The 22,270-nt window shown below is 68.2% G+C and carries 18 protein-coding genes; 6 read left to right on the forward strand and 12 right to left on the reverse strand.

Going from position 1 to position 22,270, the window contains the following annotated elements; translation table 11 throughout:
- Positions 1 to 30: 30 nt before the first annotated feature.
- Positions 31 to 1,860, reverse strand: a complete 1,830-nt coding sequence (locus H7I57_RS30590; protein ID WP_264028291.1) for a cytochrome c oxidase subunit I — start codon at positions 1,858 to 1,860, stop codon at positions 31 to 33.
- A gap of 222 nt (positions 1,861 to 2,082) precedes the next feature.
- Here H7I57_RS30590 and H7I57_RS30595 point away from each other — a divergent pair, with 222 nt between their 5' ends.
- Both H7I57_RS30595 and H7I57_RS30600 read left to right on the forward strand, forming a co-directional pair.
- Positions 2,083 to 3,228 (forward strand): iron-siderophore ABC transporter substrate-binding protein, encoded by a 1,146-nt coding sequence (locus H7I57_RS30595; protein ID WP_264028292.1) that lies wholly within the window; start codon positions 2,083 to 2,085, stop codon positions 3,226 to 3,228.
- Positions 3,229 to 3,343: 115 nt separating this feature from the next.
- The gene (locus H7I57_RS30600; RefSeq protein WP_264028340.1) at positions 3,344 to 4,390 is read left to right on the forward strand and encodes an NAD(P)-dependent alcohol dehydrogenase; all 1,047 of its coding nucleotides are present in this window, start codon (positions 3,344 to 3,346) and stop codon (positions 4,388 to 4,390) included.
- 33 nt (positions 4,391 to 4,423) lie between these two features.
- Here H7I57_RS30600 and nrdF read toward each other — a convergent pair whose 3' ends face one another.
- The 3 genes from nrdF to H7I57_RS30615 all read right to left on the reverse strand — a co-directional run bounded on the left by nrdF (position 4,424) and on the right by H7I57_RS30615 (position 7,821).
- Positions 4,424 to 5,386, reverse strand: coding sequence for a class 1b ribonucleoside-diphosphate reductase subunit beta (gene nrdF / locus H7I57_RS30605; RefSeq protein WP_275081933.1), 963 nt, complete (start codon positions 5,384 to 5,386; stop codon positions 4,424 to 4,426).
- A 73-nt stretch (positions 5,387 to 5,459) separates the two neighbouring features.
- Positions 5,460 to 7,034, reverse strand: a complete 1,575-nt coding sequence (locus H7I57_RS30610) for a flavin-containing monooxygenase (protein ID WP_264028294.1) — start codon at positions 7,032 to 7,034, stop codon at positions 5,460 to 5,462.
- 46 nt (positions 7,035 to 7,080) lie between these two features.
- Positions 7,081 to 7,821 carry a TetR/AcrR family transcriptional regulator gene (locus H7I57_RS30615; RefSeq protein ID WP_264028295.1) on the reverse strand — a complete coding sequence of 247 codons (741 nt, stop codon included), beginning with the start codon at positions 7,819 to 7,821 and terminating at the stop codon, positions 7,081 to 7,083.
- A gap of 152 nt (positions 7,822 to 7,973) precedes the next feature.
- Here H7I57_RS30615 and H7I57_RS30620 point away from each other — a divergent pair, with 152 nt between their 5' ends.
- Complete coding sequence (locus tag H7I57_RS30620) at positions 7,974 to 9,158, forward strand: NAD(P)/FAD-dependent oxidoreductase (protein WP_264028296.1); 1,185 nt, start codon at positions 7,974 to 7,976, stop codon at positions 9,156 to 9,158.
- 114 nt (positions 9,159 to 9,272) lie between these two features.
- Entirely contained in the window at positions 9,273 to 11,627 is a 2,355-nt protein-coding gene (locus H7I57_RS30625; RefSeq protein ID WP_264028297.1) for a hypothetical protein, read from the forward strand.
- On the opposite strand, the gene H7I57_RS30630 is transcribed toward H7I57_RS30625, so the two are convergent.
- Both H7I57_RS30630 and H7I57_RS30635 read right to left on the reverse strand, forming a co-directional pair.
- On the reverse strand, positions 11,624 to 12,769 hold the full coding sequence (locus tag H7I57_RS30630) for a patatin-like phospholipase family protein (protein ID WP_264028299.1): 1,146 nt from the start codon (positions 12,767 to 12,769) through the stop codon (positions 11,624 to 11,626). The two genes, H7I57_RS30625 and H7I57_RS30630, sit on opposite strands and share 4 nt — an antisense overlap.
- On the reverse strand, positions 12,766 to 16,944 hold the full coding sequence (locus tag H7I57_RS30635) for an nSTAND1 domain-containing NTPase (protein ID WP_264028300.1): 4,179 nt from the start codon (positions 16,942 to 16,944) through the stop codon (positions 12,766 to 12,768). Before H7I57_RS30635 ends, H7I57_RS30630 begins: the two co-directional genes overlap by 4 nt.
- 236 nt (positions 16,945 to 17,180) lie before the next feature.
- Between H7I57_RS30635 and H7I57_RS30640 the strand changes: the two genes are divergently transcribed.
- Complete coding sequence (locus H7I57_RS30640) at positions 17,181 to 17,501, forward strand: DUF732 domain-containing protein (protein ID WP_264028301.1); 321 nt, start codon at positions 17,181 to 17,183, stop codon at positions 17,499 to 17,501.
- A gap of 42 nt (positions 17,502 to 17,543) precedes the next feature.
- Positions 17,544 to 17,960, forward strand: a complete 417-nt coding sequence (locus H7I57_RS30645) for a VOC family protein (protein ID WP_264028302.1) — start codon at positions 17,544 to 17,546, stop codon at positions 17,958 to 17,960.
- Positions 17,961 to 17,983: 23 nt separating this feature from the next.
- Here H7I57_RS30645 and H7I57_RS30650 read toward each other — a convergent pair whose 3' ends face one another.
- From H7I57_RS30650 to H7I57_RS30675, 6 genes are all read right to left on the reverse strand, one after another.
- A complete protein-coding gene (locus H7I57_RS30650) occupies positions 17,984 to 18,658 on the reverse strand; it encodes a helix-turn-helix transcriptional regulator (protein ID WP_264028303.1) in 675 nt (224 codons plus the stop codon).
- Between the two features lie 12 nt (positions 18,659 to 18,670).
- Positions 18,671 to 19,489: a class I SAM-dependent methyltransferase gene (locus H7I57_RS30655; RefSeq protein WP_264028304.1), complete on the reverse strand. Its 819-nt coding sequence runs from the start codon at positions 19,487 to 19,489 to the stop codon at positions 18,671 to 18,673.
- Complete coding sequence (locus H7I57_RS30660) at positions 19,482 to 20,294, reverse strand: ABC transporter permease (RefSeq protein ID WP_275081912.1); 813 nt, start codon at positions 20,292 to 20,294, stop codon at positions 19,482 to 19,484. The genes H7I57_RS30655 and H7I57_RS30660 overlap by 8 nt, the downstream gene beginning before the upstream one ends.
- Positions 20,261 to 20,953, reverse strand: a complete 693-nt coding sequence (locus tag H7I57_RS30665; RefSeq protein ID WP_264028306.1) for an ABC transporter ATP-binding protein — start codon at positions 20,951 to 20,953, stop codon at positions 20,261 to 20,263. The genes H7I57_RS30660 and H7I57_RS30665 overlap by 34 nt, the downstream gene beginning before the upstream one ends.
- On the reverse strand, positions 20,950 to 21,438 hold the full coding sequence (locus H7I57_RS30670) for an MTB12 C-terminal domain-containing protein (RefSeq protein ID WP_264028307.1): 489 nt from the start codon (positions 21,436 to 21,438) through the stop codon (positions 20,950 to 20,952). Before H7I57_RS30670 ends, H7I57_RS30665 begins: the two co-directional genes overlap by 4 nt.
- A 67-nt stretch (positions 21,439 to 21,505) precedes the next feature.
- The gene (locus H7I57_RS30675; protein ID WP_264028308.1) at positions 21,506 to 22,144 is read right to left on the reverse strand and encodes a TetR-like C-terminal domain-containing protein; all 639 of its coding nucleotides are present in this window, start codon (positions 22,142 to 22,144) and stop codon (positions 21,506 to 21,508) included.
- Between the last annotated feature and the right edge of the window lie 126 nt (positions 22,145 to 22,270).

Consider the following 22,270-nt stretch of genomic DNA (forward strand, 5'->3'; position numbering starts at 1 on the left):
TCACTCCTTGTTGCCGCGACACGCGCCTATCTAGCTACGGACTTCGACGTCGTCGATCCTGGTGACGTCGCCGTCCTCGGGACCGTGCGCACGTCCGACGTGGGCCTCCCGGCGCATCCGGTCGACCATGTGCGGATAGTGCAGCTCGAAAGCCGGTCGCTCCGAACGGATCCGGGGCAACTCGGTGAAGTTGTGCCGCGGCGGCGGGCAACTGGTGGCCCACTCCAGCGAGTTGCCGTAACCCCACGGGTCATCGACCGTGACGACCTCGCCGTAGCGCCAGCTCTTGAAGATGTTCCACAGGAACGGCAGGGTCGACGCACCGAGGATGAACGCGCCGATCGTCGAGACGATGTTCAGCGTGGTGAATCCGTCGCTGGGCAGGTAGTCGGCGTAGCGCCGCGGCATGCCCTCGTCACCGAGCCAGTGCTGCACCAGGAACGTGGTGTGGAAGCCGATGAACGTCAGCCAGAAGTGCAGCTTGCCCAGCATGCCCTCGTCACCGAGCCAGTGCTGCACCAGGAACGTGGTGTGGAAGCCGATGAACGTCAGCCAGAAGTGCAGCTTGCCCAGCCGCTCGTCGAGCAGTCGGCCGGTCATCTTCGGGAACCAGAAGTAGATGCCCGCATAGGTGGCGAACACGATGGTGCCGAACAGCACGTAGTGGAAGTGCGCAATCACGAAGTAGCTGTCGGTGACGTGGAAGTCCAGCGGCGGGCTGGCCAGCAGCACGCCCGACAGGCCGCCGAGCAGGAACGTCACGATGAAGCCGACGGAGAACAGCATCGGCGTCTCGAACGTCAACTGGCCCTTCCACATCGTGCCGATCCAGTTGAAGAACTTGATGCCGGTGGGGACCGCGATCAGGAACGTCATGAACGAGAAGAACGGCAGCAGCACCGCACCGGTGGCGTACATGTGGTGCGCCCACACCGCGACAGACAGCGCAGCGATACCGAGCGTGGCGTAGATCAGCGTGGTGTAGCCGAAGATCGGCTTGCGGCTGAACACCGGGAAGATCTCGGACACGATGCCGAAGAACGGCAGCGCGATGATGTACACCTCGGGGTGACCGAAGAACCAGAACAGGTGTTGCCACAGCAGCACACCGCCGTTGGCGGGGTCGTAGACGTGCGCGCCGAGGTGGCGGTCAGCGGCCAGGCCGAACAGCGCGGCGGTCAGGATCGGGAACGCCAGCAGCACCAGGATCGACGTCACGAGGATGTTCCAGGTGAAGATCGGCATCCGGAACATGGTCATGCCTGGCGCGCGCATGCAGACCACCGTGGTGATCATGTTGACGCCGCCCAGGATGGTGCCGAGACCGCCAACGGCCAGACCCATGATCCACAGGTCGCCACCGGCGCCGGGCGAATGGATGGCGTCGGTCAGCGGCGAGTACGCGGTCCAGCCGAAGTCGGCGGCTCCGCCGGGAGTGATGAAGCCCGCGGTGGCGATCAGCGCGCCGAACAGGAACAGCCAGAACGAGAACGCGTTCAAGCGCGGGAACGCCACGTCGGGCGCGCCGATCTGCAGCGGCAGCACCAGGTTGGCGAACCCGAACACGATCGGGGTGGCATAGAACAGCAGCATCACCGTGCCGTGCATGGTGAACAGCTGGTTGTACTGCTCGTTGGACAGGAACTGCAGTCCGGGGACGGCGAGCTCGGTGCGCATGAACAACGCCATCAGGCCGCCGATGAGGAAGAAGGCGAAGCAGGCGACGCAGTACATGATGCCGATCAGCTTGTGATCGGTGGTGGTCAGCACCTTGTAGAGCAAGTTGCCCTTGGGACCGAGCCGCTCCGGGAAGGGACGCCGAGCCTCGAGTTCTCCGATCGGGGGCGCTTCGGCTACCAACAGGTCCTCCAACGTTTCGCATACACCGGGTGCGTACCGGGGCTATTCCCGACGACTTCCAACAGTCGGCTCGCCGACCGTTCGCTATGAATCCTAGCCTCCGGATTCGTCGGCGGTCGGGGTGGTCCTACAAACCGTCGTATTCGATGTCGGAGCGAGGCCGCCTCGGCTCTCCGACGATGGTTGACCAGGCGCGAGCACCCGGATGTTACCGTCGGCGACGTGCTGTTCAGGCGAGTGCAGGCAGGCCGCGGGGTGGTCTTCCGGTCAGCTGGGCTGGCGGCCGTCGCGACCGCCGTCGGTGTGACGGTGTTCACCGGTTGCGGGACGTCTGGCGAGGCCCCGTCGACCGCCCCCGGCGAAGGCTCGGTGGTCACCAGCACCACCCGGGTCGCCGGCGCGGGGGTGCTGGGCAACGACCGCAGACCCGACGAGTCGTGTGCAGCCGAGCCCGCCGCACTCGACGACGGCCCTCCCGAGCGCGAGGTCCGCAACGCGGCCGGGCACGGGGTGACACCGCCGTTGCCGGAGACGACGCTGGTGCGCGCCGATCCGCAGCGCATCGTCGTGCTCTCCGGTGACCACCTCGACGCGCTGTGCGCACTGGGCCTGCAGTCACGCATCGTGGCCGCAGCCCTGCCCGACGGGTCGCAAGACCAGCCGGCCTACCTCGGCACCGTGATCCACGAACTGCCCGCCGCCGGGAGCCGAAGCGACCCCGACATCGCCGCCATCAGGGCCGCGGCACCCGACCTGATCCTGGGCTCTGCGGCGCTGACCCCCGAGGACTATCCGGAGCTGTCGAAGGTCGCGCCCACGGTGTTCAGCGGGGCGCCGGGAGTGGCGTGGAAGGACAACCTGCGCACGGTCGGCGCGGCGACCGGTCGGCTCGAGGCGGCCAACGCCGTGATCGACGACTTCGAGCGCGCCGCGCAGCGGACCGGCGCGGACAACGACGCGACCCATTTCCAGGCCTCGGTGGTCCAGTTCACCGACACCACGATGCGCGTCTTCGGCGTCGACAACTTCCCGGGCGGCGTCCTCGCCGATGTCGGCGTGGATCGCCCTGCGGCGCAACGGTTCACCGACAAGCCCTACGTCGAGATCGGCATCTCCGAGGCCGACCTGGGTGACTCGCCTGACTTCTCCATCGCCGACGGCGACATCCTGTACGTCTCCTTCGCCACGGCGGAGGCCAGGGAACGCGCTCCCGAGGTGATGGGCAGCGATGCGTTCCGGCGGCTGTCGGCCAACCGCGACAACCGGGTCTTCGCGGTGAACAATGAGGTGTGGCAGACCGGCGACGGTGTCGTCGCCGCGCGTGGCATTCTCGCCGATCTGAGATGGGTGAACGCACCGATCAACTGATCGCGACCTCGCCTTCAGCCGTTGACCCGGCATGCCGCACCGTCGCGGCAGGTTCCTGTTTTGCCGCTGCGTCGACGCAGCCGGCATCCCCGATACGAGACACCTTTAGGACATGATGAGCACCGTTTCCGCGTATGCAGCCACCTCGGCGGCCGACCCGCTGACCAGAACCACGATCACACGGCGTGACGTCGGGCCCCACGATGTGGCCTTCGACATCCACTTCGCCGGCATCTGCCACTCCGACATCCACACGGTGCGCGGCGAGTGGGGCCGGGTGCGGTACCCGATCGTGCCGGGCCACGAGATCGCCGGCGTCGTCACCGAGGTCGGCTCCGAGGTGACGAAGTTCACGGTCGGTGACCGGGTCGGGGTCGGCTGTTTCGTGGACTCCTGCCGCGAGTGCACGCAGTGTCTCGCCGGAGAGGAACAGTACTGCGACAACCCCGGCATGGTCGGCACCTACAACGGTGTCGGTCGCGACGGGCAACCGACGCAGGGCGGCTACAGCGGCGCGATCGTCGTCGACGAGAACTATGTGCTGACGATCCCGGACGCCCTCCCACTGGACGAGGCCGCTCCCCTGCTGTGCGCGGGCATCACCACCTATTCGCCGTTGCGGCACTGGAACGCCGGCCCCGGAGAACGTGTCGCCGTCATCGGCCTGGGCGGGCTCGGGCATGTGGCCGTCAAGCTCGCGGTCGCGATGGGAGCCGAGGTCACGGTGCTCAGCCAGTCGTTGAAGAAGATGGAGGACGGCCTGCGCCTGGGCGCCGGCGAATACCGGGCGACGAGCGACCCCGACACCTTTCGCGAACTGGCGGGCAGCTTCGGTCTGATCCTCAACACCGTCTCGGCCAATCTCGACCTCGGCGACTACCTCGGCCTGCTCAAGGTCGACGGCACTCTCGTCGAACTTGGCATGCCCGAGCACCCGATGGAGGTTCCCGCGGGTTCGTTGATCATGGGGCGGCGCAGCATCGCGGGTTCCTTGATCGGCGGCATCGCCGAGACGCAGGAGATGCTGGAGTTCTGCGCCGAACACGGGGTGACGCCCGAGATCGAGGTCATCGAGCCCGATTACATCAACGATGCCTACGAGCGCGTGCTCGCCAGCGACGTGCGCTACCGCTTCGTCATCGACACCCGGTCACTCCGGTAGGCCGGGACACGGCCACCGTCGCGCCGGGGACCGCTAGAAGGCCCAGTCCTCGTCCTCGGTGTTGACGGCCTTGCCGATGACGTAGCTCGAACCCGAGCCGGAGAAGAAGTCGTGGTTCTCATCGGCGTTGGGGCTCAGTGCGGACAGGATCGCCGGGTTGACGTCGGTCTCGTCCTTGGGGAACAACGCCTCGTACCCGAGGTTCATCAGCGCCTTGTTGGCGTTGTACCGCAGGAACTTCTTGACGTCCTCGGTCAGCCCCACCCCGTCGTAGAGGTCCTGGGTGTACTCGACCTCGTTGTCGTAGAGCTCGAAGAGCAGTTCGTAGGTGTAGTCCTTGAGCTCGGCCCTGCGCGCCTCGCTCTCGAGCGCCAGCCCCTTCTGGAACTTGTAGCCGATGTAGTAGCCGTGGACGGCCTCGTCGCGGATGATCAGCCGGATCATGTCGGCGGTGTTGGTCAGCTTGGCGCGGCTGCTCCAGTACATCGGCAGATAGAAGCCGGAGTAGAACAGGAAGCTCTCCAGCAGCGTGGAGGCGACCTTGCGCTTGAGCGGGTCGTCGCCCTTGTAGAAGTTCATGACGATCTCGGCCTTGCGCTGCAGGTTCGGATTCTCCTCCGACCAGCGGAACGCCTCGTCGATCTCGACCGTCGAGCACAGCGTGGAGAAGATGTTGCTGTAGCTCTTGGCGTGCACCGACTCCATGAACGCGATGTTGGTGTAGACGGCCTCCTCGTGCGGGGTCAGCGCGTCGGGGATGAGGCTGACCGCACCGACGGTGCCCTGGATCGTGTCCAGCAGCGTCAGACCGGTGAACACCCGCATCGTGAGCTGCTTCTCGTGGGCGTTGAGCGTGCCCCATGACGGGATGTCGTTGGAGACCGGGACCTTTTCCGGCAGCCAGAAGTTGCCCGTAAGCCGCTCCCAGACCTCGGCATCCTTGTCGTCCTGCAGACGATTCCAGTTGATGGCCGACACACGATCGATCAGCTTCATTCCGTCGGACACCAGGACCCCATTTCGCCGGATTTTCCAGAGGCAGTAACTGTTCTACACGCCGATACCGACACTACAACTTGTTGGGGCTCAGAACGTGTGACGCCGCAACATCTTGTGTTGGCGTGTCGCGCATTCTTCCGAAGAACGTGTACTCGGAGGCCTTGAAGCGGCGCGTCGCCAACCAGTACTGCCACGTCATGCCGCTCCACAGGGTGCGGTTCACGCCGTGCTCGTCGAGGTACCAGCTTCGGCAGCCGCCGGTGCTCCAGACGGTACCGCCCAGGTCGTGTTGCAATTCGTCGTTGTAGCGATCCTGCGCGGCCCGTGTCGGCGCGAGCGCGCGGACGCCGGCGCGGTCCACCGCGGCGATGGCGTGGGCGGCGTAGCGGATCTGCGACTCGATCATGAAGACCACCGAGTTGTGCCCCAGCGCGGTGTTCGGGCCGAGCAGGAAGAACAGGTTGGGCATGTCGGCGACGGTGATCCCGCGCAGCGCCGCGATCCCCTCTCGGTTCCATCGGTCGACGAGGTCCACGCCGCCCGGGCCCTTGACGTCGACGTAGGTGTAGGAGTCGGTGACGTGGAAGCCGGTCGCGAAGACCACCACGTCGACATCTCTTTCGGTGCCGTCGGCGGTGACGATGCCCTGCGGGGTGAACCGCGCGATCCGGTCGGTGATCACGTCGGTCTTCGGGTCGGCGATGCCGCGATAGTAGGTGTCGGAGTTCAGGATTCGCTTGCAGCCGGCCCGGTAGTCCGGGGTGAGCTTGCGGCGAAGCTCCCGGTCCTCGATCGAACGCCGGATGTTCCATTTGCCGAGCATCTCGCCGATCTTGAGCAACCGCGGCTGCTTGGTCATCGCGAACCCGACCGCCTCGTGTATCCAGTAGATTCCCGCGCGCATGGCGGCCCGCGTCCCCGGCACGTTGGCGAACAGATGTTGGACGCCCTCGGGGATCGGATTGTTCGGCCTCGGCATCACCCATGCCGGCGTGCGCTGGTAGAGCTGCAACGACGCGACGTCTTTGACGATCTCGGGCACGATCTGGATGGCGCTGGCGCCGGTGCCGATCACCGCGACCCGCTTTCCGGCGATGTCGACGCCGTGGTCCCACTGCGCGGAGTGGAACGCAGCCCGGCCGGAGGCGACGTAATCGTCGAGACCCTCGAACTCCGGGATCAGCGGGATGTGCAGACCGCCTGCCCCCGAGATCAGGAACTGCGCGATGAACTCCCCCCCGTCCTTGGTGAACACGTGCCAGACGAGCTCGTCGTCGTCCCACTGGGCGCGGTCGACGTTCGCACCGAAGTGGACGTAGCGGCGCAGCCCGTATTTGGCGGTGATGCCGAGCAGGTAGTCCTGGATCTCCGGCTGGAACGCCCACATGTGGGTCCAGTCGGCCTTGGGCTCGAAGGAGAAGGAATACATGTGTGCCGGGATGTCGCAGGCGCAGCCCGGATAGGTGTTGTCGCGCCAGGTGCCACCGATCTCGTCGGCCTTCTCCAGGATCTCGAACGGGACACCACGGCGCTGCAGCTCGATGCCCATTCCGAGACCGGAGAAGCCGGAGCCGATGATCAGGGCGCGGGTGCGCACCGGGGCGCGGTCGACCGAGATGTTCTCGGTGTGTTCAGCGACGCTCATGACCCGACTGTACCTGGGAACGCCGGTACCGGATAAACCCGCGGCGTCAGGCGACCTGCTCGCGGCGCTGAACGCCTTCGTGCAGGGGCAGATCCGGGTCGATTCGGATGCCGAGCACCTCACAGGTGCCGTTGATCGAGCCCATCATGATCGTGGTCAGGTACTCGACGAACTTCTCCGGCGGCAGCCGTCGCGGAGTGTCGCCCTCGGAGCCCAGCCACCAGTCGGTGGCCGACGCCGCGGCACCGAAGGTCGCGAACCCGGCCAACTCGAAGGCTGCGCCGTCGAGTTCCATCTCGCGAAGCTCGTTGCTGAACATGTCCGCCATCGCCAGGGTGATGTCGCGGCCCTCGTTCAGCGCCCGCATCGTCGACTCGCTCTGCTCGGCGAAGCGGCCCAGCATCAGGAAACGCACGACGTTGGGGTGTTCGTGGACCAGCCGGACGTACTGCTCGACAGCGCGGTGGATCACCGCGCGTGCCGGATCCTTCGAGATGTCGATCGACGGGAAGATCGCGGCCCACAGCATGTCCCTCATCCGCTGGCCGATCGCCTGGAAGAGGTCCGACTTGTCGGTGAAGTGCCGGTAGATCTTCGGCTTGGCGGTGCCTGCCTCCTCGGCGATCTCCCGCAGGGACACCTCCGGCCCCAGCCGGTCGATGGCACGGAACGCGGCGTCGACGATCTCGGAGCGCACCTTCTTGCGGTGCTCGCGCCAACGCTCACTGCGGGCGTCCACCTTGACGCCCGCCTCTTCGCCCACGCGTGCCCTCGACCCTCGTCGCACCCCGATCACTGTACCCGGATCGACGCCGCTGACCTGCCCAGACCCTCGTTCGGTGAGAATGATTACCGAACTATTAGGGAATCTTCCCGGCGCGATGGGTGACGTCAGCTTGGGTACTATCTCTGCGACAACCGATCGACGAGACGAGATTCATGACGCAGCGATACGACCTGGTCATCGCCGGTGGCGGACCTTCGGGTTCGGCCGCCGCATGGCAGGCCGCGCAGACCGGCGCGAAAGTCGTGGTCCTGGACAAGGCACAGTTCCCCCGCGACAAGCCCTGCGGAGACGGTCTGACCGCTCGCGCGGTCAGCTATCTGCAGAAGATGGGCCTGGCCGACGAGGTCGCCACGTTCCACCGGGTGAACAGGGTGACGGTGTTCAGTCCGAGCGAGTGGGAGCTGTCGTTCCCGAAGCGTCCGGGCATGCCCGACCACGGCCACACCGTCAGCCGCACCCACCTGGACACGGTGCTGCTCAAGCACGCCGAGTCCGCCGGCGCCGAGGTGCGCCAGGGCGCCGAGGTCACCGGACCGGAACTGGATGCCACCGGACGGGTGATCGGTGTGACGCTCAAGGGTGGAGAGAAGGTCTACGGCGACGCGGTGATCGCCGCCGACGGCGCCTACTCCCCCATCAAGCGCGCGCTGAAGATCGACTCGGAATACAACGGCTACCAGGCGATCGCGATCCGCTCGGAGATGCACGCCAATCGGCCCGACTCCGACAGCCTCGACATCTACCTCAAGCTGGTGTTCCAGGGTGATCAGCTGCCCGGCTACGGCTGGGTCTTCCCGATGGGCAACGGTGTCTTCAACATCGGCCTCGGCTACGTGAACAGCTACAAGAACTGGCAGTCGATCAACGCCACCCAATTCCTCGGCGAGTTCCTGCGCACGCTGCCGGGTGACTGGGAGTTGCCGCCGATCGAGGAACTCAAGAAGAACAAGAGCGTGCGCGCCTGGCGGCTGCCGATGGGCTTCACGGCGTGGCCGCCGTGGCGGCCGGGTGTGCTGTTCACCGGCGACGCACTCGGTGCCGGCAAGCCGGCCTCGGGCGCAGGCATCTCCAAGGCGCTCGAATCCGGTCTGGCCGCAGGGGAATGCGCCATCGCCGCGTTGACCAACGGTGGTCCGGATGACTTCACCAACTACGCGCAGCGCATGGAAGCCGCCTGGGGCCGCGAGTACAGGCGCGGCCGCTACATGCACAAGTTGATCGGTCAACCGAAGCTGGCCAACGCCGGGGTCAAGCTGATCGACAACGCCGCGTTCCGCGACCGGATGCTCAAGGCGCTCTACAAGAAGGCGCAGGGCCCGCAGCACAAGGTGAAGTAGCAGTCCCCGCCGGGCCGGTGCCCGGTGTCGGGATTCCGCGCCGATCCCGTGCACAACCCCCACGCTCGAAGCCCTTCGGTGGAATCATCTGGAGGTCGGAGAACGGGGGGCGGCGTGCGCGACGGGGTCAGCGGGTCGACGGTGGCCCGCGGCTCCCTGTCGGTCGTCGCGGTCCTGCTGCTGGCCTATCTGGCGGTGCTGTCGCTGTTTCCCGATGTGCGCGACAGCCTCCCACCAGGCCTGCAATGGTTCGGCAGGCCCAACTCGGCGCTGACGATCGGCATCGTGGTGGCCGTGCTCATCGCCGTCGGCGCGATGTTGTTCCGGTCGGGACGGGTCGGCAAGGCCGGCGCGCCGGTTGCCGTGGTCGCCGGGCTGGCGCTGATCAGCCTGGTGCTCGGCCTGACGTCCTACTGGAACTGCCACGACGCGACCCATCCCCGGTTCTTCACGCCGCTGATGTGGACAGCCGGCGTGGTCAAGGGCGGCACCGGCTCACAGTCCCTGGCCGCGGGGCCGTGCCCGGCACCCATCCCGGTGGCGCTCGAGGTCGCCCGGTTGTCGGCTCTGGCGGCGGTCTTCCTCGGCGTGGTCGGCATCGTGGTCGCGCTCATGCAGTCGCGAGTGGATGTCTTGCGGGTCCGGTTCGCCCACTCCGTGACCGTCGTCGTCGGCATCGACGAGGACGCGCAGTCGATGGTGGAAGCCATTGCCCGCAGCAAGCATCGCCGGGAGACGCTGGTGGTGGTGACCGCGCTGCCGGAACGGCAGTGCGTCCGCTTGGCGCGCCGCCAGGGGGCGAGGATCGTCACCGCCGACCTCAACCGGTCCGGCGCACTGGCGTCACTTCCGTTCTGGCGCAAGCTCGACCGGCTGTACCTGTTGTCGCTGGATCCGTCGACGAACCTCCGGCGCCTCGACGAGATCAGTCGCCGACTCTCCGAAATCGATGACCGGCAACGTATTCCGCTGATCGTGCGGATCGACGACCCGTGGCAGGCGATGGCGTGGCGGGCCCAGCACTTCGGCGGCGCCGAGAACCGCTGGGCGGCGGACGCGGTCGGCAAATACGAGGTGACGGCCCGCCGGCTGCTCGGCGACATCGTCGCCGACGGGTCGATCGACCGGCTACTGGTCTGCGGCGCTTCGCAACTCACGCTGGCGCTGTGCGCGGACATGGCGCAGCGCCAGCTGGAGCAGGACTACTACGCCTCACCGGACGATTCGCCACTGCCGCGGGTCACGCTGGTCGACGCCCGCGCGGACGAATACAAGGCCGACCACGAGTTCCTGTGCCGACAACTCGGCTTGCCGTCGGACCGGCCCGAGGTGGCGGCGGTGACCGCGTCACCGACGGTGGCCCAGATCGTCTCGCTCATCACCCGGTCCGACCCGGCCCGGACCGCGGTCGTGCTCGTCGATTCGGGCGATGTGGACTCCGCCATCGGCACTCGTCTCGCGGCCCGGCTGCCGGCCACGCCGATCTGGGCGTGGGACCCGGACGCGGAAGTCGACGACGACAGGGTGTCGCTGCTCGGGCGTCTGCGGACGTTCCGATTGAGCATGGATCTGCCCGGCGGGCAGGCCCAGGACGCGTGGGAACGCGCGGCGCGGCTCATCCACGACCGCTACGCCGCCGAGAGCGCCGATCGGACTCCGGCCACGGTGCCCTGGTCGGAACTCGACGAGTTCTACCGCGGGTCGAATCGCCGCCAGGTGCAGAACGCGCTGTGGATGGTCGAGAAGATCGGCGGCCACACCTGGAACACGTTCGGCAGCCCGCCGGATTCGTTGTCGACCGCCACGTTGCGTGGCAAGCCGCCGTTGGAGCAGCTACGTCTGATGGGCTTCGACACCGACACGGCGCTGGCGATGGCGCGCGCCGAACACGAGGACTGGTGCCGGTACCTGCGCGGCCACGGATGGAGGTCGGGGCCGGTCCGAGACGACGCCCGCAAGGTCCATGACGGCCTTGTCGACTGGGGCGATGTCGCGGCCGACCCGGTGCGGCGGGACAGGGCGCTGTCGAGCCTGGCGGCCACCCTGTCGAAACTGCGCGAGCTCGGTTACCGGTCGCGTCCCCGCGACGCCGGGTGGCAGCTGTTTCACCGCGCGGGCACCGTGATCGCCGAACGCCGTGATGTCCCGTGGACGTGGACCACCCGCTCGGGCGCGAGCATGCGGGGCGGCGCCGGTGACTGGGCGGTGCGCGACCCCGACGGCGACCACTGGTGGTCGGTGCGGGACGACATCTTCCGGGCGCGCTACGAGCATCTCGAGGGTTCCCTCTGGCGGCGCCACGGTACGGTGCAGGCCCGTCCCGCCTCCGACGGCGAGGTCGTGTCCACGCTCGAGGGACCGGTCACCGCGTCAGCGGGCGACTGGGTGGTACAGGGCGGGGCCGGCGAACAGTGGCCGGTGCCGGGCGACGAATTCGCCCGCCGTTACCGGCATGGCGAGGCCGGCTAGAGGTCGAACGCTGCCGGGAAGTGTTCTTCGCGGACCTGCACCGCCGCCGCGGTCCGCCCCAGGCTCGAGAGCAGGCCTACGTTCTCGGCCCGATCCATCGCACACAACGCGGCACACTGCTCGTCGGACAGGTTGACACCGAGAACATCACGCAGCCAACGGGTTTCGAACTGCACCTCGTAGCGAAGGTAGGAGATCAACGCCGCTCCCCCGCCCAGGGAATCCGACCCGAGGTCGCCGACCTCGCTGTCGATGGTCCATGCCGTCGGGCTGTCGGCCATCCACTGCAGGACCGCCTGGCCGAGCCAGTTCGCATCCTCCATGATCGACAGCATCGACTCCGCGGCCAGCCGGACCGCCGGCATCCCGATCACCTTCTCGGCGGGCTCCGCGACGGTGCGAAATCCCGTGCCTGCCGAGACGAGCAGCAACCTGTCCGCGCCGAACGGCCAGCTCAGCCCGTAACCGCGGCACGTCGCGAGCATCAGCATCTGCATCGCCGGGTTGTTGTACGGGCTGACCCCGCCGTCGACGAACGCCCCGGAAAGCCCCGGTGCGATGTCGATCAGCTCGGGATCGAAGTAGTGCGGCGCCGCGGTGCTGGCCCGGACGATGTTGCGCAGCAACAGGTCACGATTGCCACCCGCGTCGGGCGCTGCGCCGAAGAACTCGCCGCGGGGGTTGTTGTGGAAGAGCCACGGACTGCCGGTGTCGAGCCGCTTCGTCATCACCATCAGGCCGGTACGCAGCTGCTCGCTGCCCAGCGTCTGGTCGCCGAAATATGTCCGAAGCGCCTCCTGCAGCGGCTCTTTCGGAAACTTGGCTCCGATCACCCCGATCCGCCAGAAGCCCGCTTCGAAGACCTCCTCGCCCAGCGCGAGGTAGATCTCTGACAGCTTGTCCACCGAGAATCCGAGCGCCAGACCGGTGGCGATGATCGATCCGGTCGACGTGCCGCCGATGAGGTCGAAGTAGTCACACAGCCGGAAATCGGGGTCGCCGCCGTGGCGTTGCCGCAAGAGCGCCTCGATCCTGCCGAGGTAGCCGAGGGTGAGGGCGCCGCGGATGCCGCCGCCGTCGAGGGCGAGGATGCGTTTGGGCCCGGCACCGAACAGATGCTCGTCGCGCGACCTGCCGTTCACAGGACCGGAAGACCCGGACACGTCGCCACGTAGTCGATGTCGGGCGAGACCCACCGATCCCACTCGTCCTCGCTCATGTTGGCGGTGAGCTTCGCGCACAGATCCTCCGGCTCGGCCCCGGTGCGCCACAACCGAAGGGTGCCGTCCATCCCACCGGACACGATGGTGCCGATCCCGTCGCCCGCGACGGCCACGCCGCGCACCACGGCGCTGTGGCCGGCCAGCGGCTCTCCCACTGCGGCAAGCCTTGTCAGGTCCCACTGGCGCACCGTACGGTCGGCGCTGCCGGTGACGGCCCGGGCCCCGTCTTCGGTGACGGCGACGGACGTCACGGAGTCGGTGTGGCCGCGCAACGGCTCACCGATCTGTTCGCCGGTCTCGGCGTCCCACACCCGCACCCGCCCGTCACCGGTGCCGGTGACGAACCGGTCGCCGTCGGGCGTGTACGCGATGCTGTTCACCCAGTCGAGCGTGCCGCCGAGCGGATCACCCACGGCCTCACCGGTCTCGCCGTCCCAGACCCGAATCGTCTGGTCGGCACTGCCCGACGCGATACGCGTGCCGTCGGGACTGAACGCCACCGCGAGCACCACCGCGGTGTGACCGGTGAGTGGGCCGCCGATCTGCTCTGCGGAGTCGACGTCCCAGATGCGGACGGTGTTGTCGTCGGCACCGGAGACGATACGGGTCCCGTCGGGGCTGAACGCGACCCCGTACGGCGCGCCCTGGTGCCCGGTGAACGGCCGCCCGACCTGTTCTCCGGTGGCGGCGTCCCACAGCCGCAGCGTGCGGTCGTCGGATCCGGAGACCAGCAGGCTGCCGTCGGGACTGAACGCCACCGGGCCGATGCTGTTCTGGTGACCGGTCAGCCGATCACCTTGGGGTTCACCGTTTTCGAGGTTCCACAGCCGGACGGTGCCGTCGATGCCGCCGCTGGCGGCACGCGTGCCGTCGGGGTTCGTCGCCACGCTCCACACCCCGTTCTGTTGGGCGGGCAGGACGTGGCTGGTCGTCCAGACCCGAACCGTCTGGTCGTAGCTCGTCGTGACGACAGTCCGGCTGTCGGGGGCGAAGGCCACACCGAACACCTCGAACTGGTGGCCCGAAAGTGGTTGTCCCAGAGGCGTCATCGTCTGCGTGTCCCACAACCTGACGACGTTGTCTCCGCCTCCGGTCGCGAGCATCGCTCCGTCCGGGCTGAACGCCACGCTGTACACGCCGTCGCGGTGGTCCGTCAGCGGTGTCAACACCGCGTCGCCGGTGCCCGGATCCCAGATCCGCACGGTGCCGTCGAGGCTGCCCGACGCCAGCAGCGCGCCGTCGGGACTGAACGCCACGGACCTGATCTGTGCCCGGTGGCCGGTGAACGGCTGACCCACCTGCCTGCCGGTTGCCGCGTCCCAGATCCGCACGGTGTCGTCAGCGGAACCGGAGGCCAGGTGCCGCCCGTCGGGACTGAACGCCACCGCGTACACGCCGTCTTCGTGACCGAGGAGGGGTTCGCCCACCGCGGCGCCGGTGCGGCTGTCCCACAGCCGCACGGCCCGGTCCCAGCCCGCGGTCGCGATCCGCCTGCCGTCGGGGCTGAATGCGACCGCGCCGACAGCGCCCGTCCGACCCCGCACACGGGTGCCGGCCGAGCCCGGATCGTTGACGTCCCAGAGAAATACGGTGTCGCGGCCGGCCGTGGCCAGCCGCTGCCCGTCCGGACTGAACGCGACGCTGAGGACGTCGTCGTCATGCGCATCGAGCATCTCGGCGACGACGTCGCCGGATTCCAGGTCCCACAGCCGGACGCCGTCGTCCCGGCCGCCCGTCGCGATCAGACGACCGTCCGGGCTGACCGCGACGGTGTCCATCGGAGTCGATGTCGGGGTGATCCGCACGGTGTCGTCCCGGCTGACCGCAGCGTGGTAGACCACCGCGTCGCCGACGTCTCGATCGAGAGTGCGGGCGGCCAGGATCTGTTGCAGGGCCTGCACATCACCGCCGAACCGCGAGCCGGCGAGCATGCCGTCGGCCTCGGAGACCAACCGGACGGCGGTCGCCTGCCGGAATCGGCTCTGTGCCTGCCCGCGCGCCGTCCATGCCAGCACGGAGGCGATCACGGCGACGACCGCGACGACGGCGGTGCCCGCAAGCACCGCCCGCATGATGCGCGAGCGCTTCCGCAGCGTCGCGGTGTGCGCCTCGGCGGTGGCCTGCCGTTCCTGGGCGTGCCGGGCGCGTTCCTCGGCGGCCTGCAGTTCGGCCTGGCGCTGCTGCTCCTCGTCGGCGCGGCGCCTGCTCTCACGCTGATGGGAAGCGTTGAGGTAGTTGTGTGTCGCCGCGAGTCTTTCGCGGAAGCCGGGCTCGTTGGCCAGTTTCGTGGCCTCCGCCAGGCGGCTGCCCTCGAGCAGCCAGGCCGGGTTGTGATCGTTGGTGGTCCAGGCGATCGCGGCGCGTTCGAGGTCGTCGGCATCCTTGAGGTCCTTGCGCTCCTCGCGCAGCCAGCCGGCCAGCTCGTCCCACTGGCGCAGCAGGCTCTCGAGCGCCACCTCGACGACGATCTGGCCGTCGCGGTTGTCCTTGACCATCAAGCGCTTCGCGACAAGTGCGTCGATGAGCGGGCGGCTCGGCTCCGGCAGGTCCGACCAGCGGGCGACGCGTCGCATCGGTTGGTCGTTGTCGGCGTTGATCGTGGCCAGCCACGGGATGAAGGCTGCCCGCAGCGCGGCCAACTGGGTGGCGCGCCGGTGCGGGTCGGTGGAGAGCACCTCGTCGATCTCGGTCTGCACGACGCGGCGCATTCCGCCCAGCGCCTCATAGTTGGCCAGGGTGAGCTCGCCGGTGGTGCCGTAGTCGGTGTACAGCCGTGACAACGTCAACGCCAGGATCGGGAGCGTATCGGCACCGCCGGACGCGTCGGCGAGCAGCCGGTCGACCAGGTCCGGCGCCACCCGTAGCGGGCGGCCCGCCTCGGACGCGCGCTCCGCGGGTCCGGTGATGACCTCTTTGAACTGGGTCGGCGGCATCGGCTTGAGCTCGTCGAAGAGCACGGTGCCGAGGCCGGCGAGGCTCGGGTGGGTCTGCATGAGCTCGTAGCGATCGGTGCGGATGGTGGCCGCGACGACGATGCCGAGATCCTCGGCGTTGAGCGTCTCGATGACCCCGGCGAGCAGGCGCAGGAAGTCCGTCGCCGGTTCTCCGGCGTCGGCGGCGAACAGCTCTTCGGCCTGATCGAGCGGAAGCACCAGTGTCGGCGCGGATCCGGTCGCGCCGTCGTCCCCGCGCTCGAGCAACCGGCGCGCGGCCTCGCGGCGGATCCCGGTGAGCCAGTCCGCCATCGCGGCCACGTCCCCGTCCGCGCACACGCGTTTGATGTCGCCGAGGCTCGTCTGGCTCATGCCGAACGCCTGGCGGGTCGCGGCCACCGCGGCGGCCAACCCGGAGGTGCCGATGAGCGCGTTGCGTTCGGGCCGCACGATGTCCATCAGGACGAACCGCCGGTCCTCGCGCCGTAGGCGGGGCAGTAGACCGGCGCGCAGAAACGACGACTTGCCGGTGCCTGACGGCCCGAGCACCACGAACAACGAGTTCACCCCGGACAACCGCATGCCCCGGATGGCGTCGAGCGCCCGCACGATCTGCGCGTCGCGCCCGAAGAACACGGCGGCGTCGGCCTCGTCGAGCGGTTCCCAGCCGCGGTAGGGCGCGCGGTCGGGATCGCCCGGCGGCGGCCAGACGAACGACTCGGCACCGATGCCCGCGCCCCGGATGCCGTCACGCAGCCGATACAGGCCTTCGGTGGCGAACTCGACGGGCGGTCCGCCGCCGATGTCGATGCGGGTCCTCGGCCCGTCGCCGAAGAGGTCGCAACGCTGCCATTCGGAGGTCAGGTCGTCACCCGTCGATGCTTCCAGGCGCGCACAGAAGATTTGCTTGTTCAAGTTCTCGGCAGTGCGGTACTCGACCTTGCACTCGTGGGATTTCTCCCAGTTCGGCGACAGCAGGCAGATGACCGCCTCACAGCGGGCGTTCGCCCGCCGCAGCGCGTCCTTCCAGCGGGTGCCGGTACGCAGCCCTGATTCGGGGTCCACGTCGAGGAAGATCTCGTTGGCCAGCGGCGGATCCTGCTCGGCGAGCCACTGTTTCAGCGCGACGGCTTCGCGCATGTCCCGACTCGAGTGGCTCATGAAGATCCGCGACACAGCCTCACCCCTACCCGGACACCGCACACACGTGCTTCACACCGGTCAAACCGATTTCAGCAAACAGAGTCGATGCCAGTCACCGTATGACACCGTCGTCGACCGCGCAGAGCATTCGTCGAGCCCGGCGCGTGCACCATTCGACGTTCGGCGAGATCCCGGGCCGGTTAGTATTCGCAACATCTGCGCCGTTGCTCAGAGAGACTCGCGAGAGGGGGCCGATGAGAAGGATCGTAGGGGTCACTCTCGCAACGCTCTGCGCCGCGGGAACTGTTGGCGCCGCGGCGCTGACGTGCGCACCTGCCGCGCTCGCCACCGAGGACGAAGAGTTCTACCTGGAGTACATCGACCTCTTCGGCGAATTCGCCGAGTCGCCGGAGATCGATGAACAGAAGCTCCTCGCCGAGGGGTATGCCGCGTGCGAGGGCGAACGCACCGGCATCCCCGAAGACTTCGCGGTCAATTTCATCGCCACGGCCCTGAACTTCGGACCGGCCGATGCGCAGTTGGTGTACGACGCCGCGACGGAATTTCTCTGCTGACCGCGCCGGCTCACGTCGGTGGCCGTGGGTAGCCTCGCCGACATGGAACAGCGGATCAGCCTCATCACCCTCGGTGTCGACGATCTCGAGCGTGCCCGCACTTTTTACGAGCAGGGCCTGGGGTGGGTACCGACGCAGGCACCCGAGGGCGTCGTCTTCTACCAACTGCCCGGCATCGCGCTGGCGTTGTTCGGCCGCGGTGACCTCGCCGAGGATTGCCGGCGTCCGATCGACGGCCGGTTCAGCGGCATCACCATCGCCATCAACCAGCGCTCCGAGGCCGACGTCGACGCGGTGCTCGACCAGGCCGCAGCGGCGGGTGCGACGATCCTCAAGCCCGCCGAAAAGGTTTTCTGGGGTGGGTATTCGGGCTACTTCGCCGATCCGGACGGCCATGTCTGGGAGGTCGCGCTGAATCCGGGCTGGACGATCAACGACGACGGGACGCTGACCATCTAGACGTCAGCTCCGCCCGGTCACCGTCAGCGGGTGGCCGGGCGCAGGACCAGACCCACTTCGCACGAGCCTCCGTGCGGATCCGGCGTCACCAGGACGCCGTAGTGCCCGCCGAGCGACTCGGCGTTCAGGTCGATCACCTCCTGGATGAGCCCCTGCTGGATACCGCGGACCACTTCTGGGGCTGTCTGCGCGACCTCGGCCAGAGGACACGTGCAGATCTGGATGGTCACCTCGCCGAAGGACGTCAGTACCGAGCGGACCTGAAATCCGAGATCCGCGAGCGTCGCCACCACCAGGTCGCTGACCGAGGTCTCCGCGCGCGACCTGGCCAGCCTGACCCGATGAGCCAGATCGGCGCCGATCCGCTGCGCCCGTTCCTGGCGTTCCTGCGGCGTCCCGCCGAGGTGCGCGGCGAACAGCGACACGATGTCGGCGTAGTCCAGTCGCGGGGTGAGCTCGTAGGTGAGCTTGGGCCTGCCCGCACCGCTCGACCGGCTGCTGCCGCGTCGGATGTATCCCTGAGATTCCAACGCCGACAGGTGGAATCGCGCCGTCGTGACGTGAATCCGCAGTGTGTCGGCGACGAGCTGGACATCGACGGGGCGGGTCGCTTCGCGCAGCAGATCCAGCACCTTCTGCCGCTGTCGACCCGCCGCGCGGTCCGACCGCGCGGCGGCGTCGTGACGCTGCACTGACATGCGACGAGTCTGTCACGAGCCGGGGACGACGCCGACGACCGCGACGGCGGTGAGCGAACGCCGGTAACGCTGGAAGGTCCGCCGCATTCCGATGACCCGGCGCCGCGCGGCGGGGCGCCTGATCAGGTTGCCGACGATGCGCAACGCGCCGAGCGGTCCCTCGTCGGCCAGCACGCGGGCCGGGTTGAGCAGCGCCATCGGTGCGTGGTCGACGCTGACGATCTCGAAACCCGCGTCGCTGAGCACCTGTGTCCACTCCGCCGTCGTCAAGGGGCGCGCGTTGACCTTGATCGCCCGGGCCATATCGCGCCGGATCTCGTCCTTGGCCTCCTGCGGCAGCGTGTCCGGTTCGAGCCCGAGTTCGTGGATGGCGTAGCGCCCACCGGGGCGCAGCACCCGGAACGCCTCGGCGACGATCGCCCGCTTGGCCTTGTCACCCTGCATCGTCAGCATCGCCTCGCCGACGACCACATCGGCGCTGCCGCTGGGCAGTCCGGTCTCGGCGGCGTCGGCGACGACCACCGACCCGCCGACCGGTGAGACGACCGCGCGGACGGATTCGGTCGCCGCCGCGGTGTCGTCCACCCCGACGTAGGACCGCGGATGCAGGGCGACGATGTCGCTGGCGGTGCGGCCGAGGCCGGGGCCCAGTTCGACGACATCGGCCCCTTCGAGGCGGGCAGCCGCCAACAGCCGGGTGGTCAGCGCGAGGCCGCCGGGTCGCAGCACTCGCTTGCCGAGGCGGGCCAGCAACCAGTGGCCGGGAAGGTCGGCGTCCGACCGTTCGGCGAGCGGAAGGGATTGGGGGCCGGTCGCTCTCGAATCAGCCATGTCGGACAGTCCTTTCGACGGCGGCGATCAGGAAGATCGCCGTGAACAGGGAGCACACATAGAGCAGCGCGACGTTCTGGCCCCACGGTGGCACCAGCACGGTGTCCTGACCGGTGGCGTACCCGCCGTTGAGGAGCGGCATGAACCGCTGCAGCGCCGCCCCGCTGGGCAGGTAGCCCGCTGCGGATTCGATCACGAAGGCCCACAACAGGATTGCGCCGGCGGCCCCCAGAGGAGACCTGACGAGGGCACCGGTGCCGACACCTGCGCCCGCGGCGAAGAACGCGAACACGGGCACCGTCCACACCAGCCTCAGCGCAACGCCGTCGGTGACCGCCACCGTGCCGTACACCGAAGGCGACACCAGGGGCAGCGCGACCAGCACGATGACCAGGGTCACGGCGGCCGTCACCGCGGCGAGCGTCCCGTAGAACACCCAGCGTCCGGCCAGCACGGGCCACTGCCGCGGGAACGCCAGGCGCACGTATTCGGTGCTGCGGTAGCGGTTTTCCGAGGATTGTCCGTCCGCGGCGGCGACGGCGACCAGGGTGACGGTGATGGTGATGACCCAGTAAGCGGCGTTGGACGTCGACACCTGCAACACCGATATCTGCCCCGGGATGCGCGCGAAGGATTCGGCGACCAGCGCGATGCCGAACGTTATCGCCAGCGGCACCGTGGCCGCGGCGGGGATCAGGACGGTCCACAGTCGGCTGCGGCCACCGGTGCGGATGCGTTCGGCGCGCACGCTGCGGGCGATGAGCGCGATACTCACGCGCACCCCATCAGGGTGGACTCGAGCCATTGCTGCGCCGCGGCGTCGGCGGGGACAGCGTCGTCGAGAGCGCCCGCCACGCGCAGCCGTCCCCGGTCGAGGACCGTGATGCGATCCGCGCTCAACACCACCTCGCCGAGCATGTGTGTCGCCACCACCACCGTGCATCCCCGGTCGGCGAGCCGACGCAGGAGGCCACGGAACCAGATGATGCCGGGAACGTCGAGGCCGTTGAGAGGCTCGTCGAACAGCAGCGCCCGCGGTGCGCCCAGCAGGGCTCCGGCGATCGCGAGCCGTTGTCGGGCGCCCAGGGACAGCGACCCGATGCGTTCCGCGCGGCCGCCGGACAGCCCGGTCTCCACGAGTGCCTCCGTGACGCGCGCGGTGTCGATTCCGGCGAGTGCGGCCACCCAGCACAGATGCCGCCACACGGTGTGCCGCGGGTTGAGGGCACCGGGACCGAGGTGCACACCCACCAGCCGTGGATCGCCGCACGGTTGCTGACCGCAGACGGTGACCGTGCCACCGTCGGGCCGGTCGAGGCCGGCGATCCCGCGCAGCAGGGTGGTCTTGCCTGCGCCGTTGAGGCCGAGCAGAGCAGTCACCGAGCTGGCGGGAAACGTGACCGTCACATCGTCGACGGCCGGGCTGCCGCCGAATGTCTTTGTGAGACCTATAATCTCGATCATTGAAAATTGCACGGGATCGGTAGGCCGAGCGTGGTGATGCCATTGCACAGCGACTTGCTCGCCAGCTTCCACCGGCCGTCGATACGGCGCCATTCGGCGGTGACCTGAACGGTCGGGACGCCCTGGCGGCTGGCGTTGATCACCGCGGTGTGGGTGTCGCCGTCGTGAGTCTCCGGACCGGTCACCAGGCTCGAACCGCGCGGGGGACGGAAGAACCCGATGCGGTAGACCATCTTCGGCACGACGACCGCGCGGCTGCCGCCCTCCAACTGCGCCGCCTTCACCGCGTCGGGGGCGGGCGTGCCGACCAGCAACCGGATCTGCGCGTCGAGTTCGGCCAGCGTCGGCACCTCGGAGGTGATCGCGAACTCGCCCTGGGGCGGTGGATCTGCGTCGGGATCGGCGAAGGCCGGCGGCGCGACGCCGGCGAGCAGCGCTGTGGCGGCGCCTGCCGTGGCGACCAGAACGCGGAACCGTGCCACCATCAACTGCTCCTCATTTACCGGAAACTTGTCCGGTTAATGTAGGAGGTCCTCTCGGATAAGGCAAGCCTTACCTGATTGAGGGGGTCAGCGCTCCCGCGGGACGCAGCGTCGGTGCCGAGCGCATCGTTTCCCGTCTGTTGGTGAACTCGTCGACGAGCAGTTGAAGACGTTCCGAGTCATGGCCGTCGCGTAGTCGGCCGGCCCGGCTGAGGGTGACCAGTCCGTGCAGCGCGGCCCAGAACACCTCGGTGAGTGCGTCCGCGTCCTGCTCGTCGGCGACCATGTCGACCGCTTGGCGCAGCTCGGCGAAGGCCGCGGTCAGCTGAGGTGGAGTGTCCCGGGCGGCGAAGCGCAAGGTGGTCGCGCGGGTGAACATCGCGTCGTAAACGGCCGGGTTGTCGCGCGCAAAGTCGAGGTAGGCGTGTGCGATTCGGGTCAGGGCGTCACCGGCCGCGCTGGCGTCGGAGCGGGCGGCCCGAATCACCTCCGCGAACTCGCCGAACCCGTCGATGGCGACGGCCTCTGAGATTTGTTCCATGCCGGCGAAGTGCTTGTACAACACCGGCTGGCTGTATTCGATCTCGGTGGACAGCCGACGCGTGGTGACGGCATCCCAGCCTTCGGCCTCGGCCACCTTGCGGGCCGTGGTGATGATCAGCCGTCGCCGGGCGGTCCGTTCACGCTCGCGGCGATCCTCGATGGCCATACCGCACGATAGCACCGATAGAACTACTAGCACTGCTATTGCCACAGGATGGGGTAGGGGTTAGCGTTGCTAGCAGTTCGCTGGAAGGGGGTCACATCATGCGATCCGCTGACAAACCCAGGAGTG

The organism is Mycolicibacterium pyrenivorans (genome assembly GCF_025821625.1).
In the GTDB taxonomy this organism is placed as follows: Bacteria; Actinomycetota; Actinomycetes; order Mycobacteriales; family Mycobacteriaceae; genus Mycobacterium; species Mycobacterium pyrenivorans.